This is a genomic window from Stenotrophomonas sp. YIM B06876, assembly GCF_030711595.1.
Taxonomy (GTDB): domain Bacteria; phylum Pseudomonadota; class Gammaproteobacteria; order Xanthomonadales; family Xanthomonadaceae; genus Stenotrophomonas.
The window spans coordinates 1-955 of the sequence record NZ_JAUJUJ010000322.1 but is presented as its reverse complement, the minus strand read 5'-3'; the positions used below and the strand labels follow the sequence as shown (position 1 = coordinate 955).

Here is a 955-nt window from a genome sequence, read left to right as displayed (position 1 = left end):
GGAGCACGTGCGCAATGCAAAAACTCGGTTCGGCCATTTTGATGTCGTCGTCAAGTCTTCAAGCTACGGTTCAATAACCAACGAAGCGCAAGTTGCAGCCCATTCGATGGGCGCTGAAGCCTTAACATTTGGTGAGCTTTTAAGTCGACTGCACAAATGATCCGTGACCGCGTAGTCAAGAGCCTCCGCGAGTTAGCTTCATCAATCGGCTCGAAAGCTGAGGGAACTCAATGGCACCTCTTCGGNGAGCTTTTAAGTCGACTGCACAAATGATCCGTGACCGCGTAGTCAAGAGCCTCCGCGAGTTAGCTTCATCAATCGGCTCGAAAGCTGAGGGAACTCAATGGCACCTCTTCGGTTCGGTAGACCGCGATGCAGAGGATGCAGCAGACATCGATCTCTTGGTTCTCTGCATAAGCGACGGCCAAGCAGATACTCTGCGGCAAGCCATTGATCCTGACGCGCTAGAACTACCACTTCATTTGGCCTTCATGACATTTGAAGAAGCGGCAGCAATCGATGCCACCGGGGTGCAGCAAAGCCGAGTAATCTTTCCTTAAGCAAAGCAAGCACTACATCTCTGGGGCAGAAGCAGCTTTTATCAAAGTGACACTTCATAAGAGGAATGCCTATCCCACGGGTGTTAGTAGGTAGAAGTTGGCCGTTGTAACCAGCTAGCCAGTACCTGTGGCGGGTTCGGGAGTGAACACAATCGTTGCAAAGCGGCCGTTACCGATGGCATCACGAGCGGTAGCAATGGGTCGACTGCTGGCAGACATGAAGGACCGCTGATGGATACCCTCGGCTTGTCGCGCTGCTCCATCATGTCTGCCATCAGGCGACAGACCGCTCATACAGCCCGAAACAGTCGTCTGGAGATGCCTGCAACTGTTCGCTACTGGCCGACTAACGATGGCCCGCACCCGTTGACTGCCTGTCCTAAACCGGACGCTCA

General features: G+C 53.5%; 1 protein-coding gene. It reads left to right on the top strand.

Annotated elements, in window-relative coordinates; translation table 11 throughout:
• Positions 1-269: 269 nt before the first annotated feature.
• Complete coding sequence (locus QZH66_RS17030; RefSeq protein WP_305807034.1) at positions 270-560, top strand: hypothetical protein; 291 nt, start codon at positions 270-272, stop codon at positions 558-560.
• The last annotated feature ends 395 nt before the right edge of the window (positions 561-955 follow it).

Excerpts from the sequence above, each read along its gene's own strand:
- QZH66_RS17030 (WP_305807034.1), top strand. The coding sequence starts at position 270 with ATGATCCGTGACCGCGTAGTCAAGAGCCTCCGCGAGTTAGCTTCATCA.